Here is a 2,368-nt window from a genome sequence, read left to right as displayed (position 1 = left end):
TTGAGCATATGATTGATTTATGCTATGCATGAATTGACTTATATCTGCTCCATTTGAATCGATCAATAAATGGACATGTGTGGTCATTATACAATAACCATAGAGTTTAAAGCGATATTTAATTTTAGATTTTTTCACAATATTTAAGAAAACATTTTTATCTTCATTTTTCCTAAATAGGGGAAAATCGCTTATGCTTCTGAGCATAACATGATAAATTCCATTTTCAATTTTAAATCTAGCTTTTCTAGGCATAATAACATCTCCTCCAATAATAATTAATATTTAACTTTGAATTATTTATATGAATATTGAGGTTTTATCAATATCTATTTTAGATTATTGACAAGAGTAGTAACATTTAATCAATTGTTTAATCAATTGTTTAATCAATTGAAATTTGTATAATTTAAGATGAGAAAAGTGGTGCAAGGTTTTAACTTTTCTTATTTACATCTATTGGAATGAAAGCTAGTTAATTTTGTAAATCCTTCATTGCTTGTTTCGGTGGTAGTTTACTAAAACGGTTGATGGAGGAAATAAATAGAATAATATAGAATTAAATATGATATAAAATTAAATATAAAACAAGGAATAAAAAATTAAAATAATGAACCGTCCCCACAGAAAGGAGCTTTTGTATGAAAATTGATTTACATGTACATGCCAAGGAACGTTCAGCTTGTAGTATTGCTTCGGAAAAACAGCATATAGAGTCTGCAATAAAGTTTGGTTTAGATGCTATTATTTTTACAGATCACAATAGATTAGTTCCACTCGAACATATTAAGGAACTTAATAAAAGATATTATCCCTTTAGAATATATGGTGGAATAGAGATACGTATTAGTGATTGTGGTGAGGATGTCCTTGTCCTAGGTTTGCATGACAAGATATTGGAAGAAAAGTCGTGGCTATATCCTGATTTGTATGATTACGTAAGAAAAAATAATGGTTTTATAGCATTAGCTCATCCATTTAGATATAAAAATAGCATAGGTATCGATATAGAAAAATACATTCCGGATGCAGTTGAAATACATTCTACCAATATTGGGAGAGATGATTACAAGTTAATTCGAAAACTTGCAGAGAAATTAAATCTAAATTTAATAACTAATTCAGATGGACATAATGCTGAGCATGTTGGTATTTATTATAATGATATAGAATATATGCCTAATAGCGAACAAGAACTTGTTAAATATCTAAAAGAAGGAAGATATAAATGTTGCTGTAATCATTTTAGAGTTTCTAAGTTCAATGAAAGTGTTTTAAAGAGAGAAAAACTAATAAAAGAATTGATAAAAGAAAATAAAGATAGAACTTACTATAATAAACTTACAGGCAACTGGGAGGGAGAATTTGATAGAGTATTGATGGGAAAATCATATGTTATATAAGATAATACAAAGAAGTTAAGCAACTTAACCGTCCCTTAATAAAACTGTCGGCAAAGCCGACAGTTTTATTATTCTTCTTTAGAAGTTTTTAGTACGTCTCCGTAAGTATAATCAAATTCTGCATTAGATATATTATTTGAAACTATTGGATCAGTTACGTGATTAGGTAATGTGGCAAAATCATTTTTAGAATATGATTTTATTGGTGATGTTTTTTCTTCAAAAAAATTTCTTTCTTTTGGACCATATACATTATTGTGAGTTTGTGGGTAAGAAGTCAATGTTTTGTCTTTTAATGATTTGTTTTTTATTGAAGAATTTTGTGATGTCATAATAAATTACTTCCTTTCGTTTTGGTTTGTTTGCGATACAATAAATCTTTGTGATACAATAAATGATATTCCTTATTAGTATTCCACTTTGTTTAATAAATGATTACTTATTTATTGTGTTAATTTTTTCATAGAAATTGTGGCAATGAAAACACCGTTGTTTATTTTGATGATAGTTTCGGATGTATCGTCCCCAACATTGTTGCATGCAAGGAAAGTACCATTATTTATCTTGATGGTAGTTGGCTAAAATTAGTTCAACGTTTTTTCAAAAACAGATATATTAAGTTATAAAATATAAGGCAACTTTAAAAATAATAAGTCAGTATACTAATCTATTTTGCAAACTACGTCATCGTTGGAACTTGCTTATAAAACCTACTATCAGCGAAACCCAACTCTTTGTATTGCACAAAATGTACGTTGTATCTTTGACTCATTATTTACTTTCATATGCCTAAATATAAAATAATTTACTCAGAGATTTCGCATCAAAATTCCAGTTAAAAATTTGTTTTTACTAAAATTTATTTTTTTTACATTTACTTAAATAACTGGGAAGCCTGCAAACCGATAGGCCTTAAAAATAGTTACACCTCCCCCTACCCCAAGAAATTTTAATGATTAATTTCC

3 protein-coding genes are annotated in these 2,368 nt (G+C 27.9%); 1 reads left to right on the top strand and 2 read right to left on the bottom strand.

The genetic code is table 11. The features are described 5' to 3' along the window. Positions 1–255, bottom strand: a 255-nt coding sequence (locus tag CLTEP_RS13725) for a transposase (RefSeq protein WP_201786623.1), incomplete at its 3' end; no start/stop codon positions are given. Positions 256–641: 386 nt separating this feature from the next. Here CLTEP_RS13725 and CLTEP_RS13720 point away from each other — a divergent pair. Continuing rightward, positions 642–1,403, top strand: coding sequence for a PHP-associated domain-containing protein (locus CLTEP_RS13720; protein ID WP_066827629.1), 762 nt, complete (start codon positions 642–644; stop codon positions 1,401–1,403). Between the two features lie 68 nt (positions 1,404–1,471). Here CLTEP_RS13720 and CLTEP_RS13715 read toward each other — a convergent pair whose 3' ends face one another. Next, positions 1,472–1,735: a hypothetical protein gene (locus CLTEP_RS13715; protein ID WP_341372126.1), complete on the bottom strand. Its 264-nt coding sequence runs from the start codon at positions 1,733–1,735 to the stop codon at positions 1,472–1,474. Positions 1,736–2,368 lie beyond the last annotated feature (633 nt).

It is taken from the genome of Clostridium tepidiprofundi DSM 19306, assembly GCF_001594005.1.
Taxonomy (GTDB): Bacteria; Bacillota; Clostridia; order Clostridiales; family Clostridiaceae; genus Clostridium_AC; species Clostridium_AC tepidiprofundi.
The sequence above is the reverse complement of the archived record's forward strand: the minus strand, read 5'-3'. Positions and strand labels throughout refer to the sequence as shown.

Bases quoted from the DNA above. Each gene is read 5' to 3' on its own strand.
- CLTEP_RS13720 (WP_066827629.1), top strand. From the start codon at position 642: ATGAAAATTGATTTACATGTACATGCCAAGGAACGTTCAGCTTGTAGT.
- CLTEP_RS13715 (WP_341372126.1), bottom strand. From the start codon at position 1,735: ATGACATCACAAAATTCTTCAATAAAAAACAAATCATTAAAAGACAAA.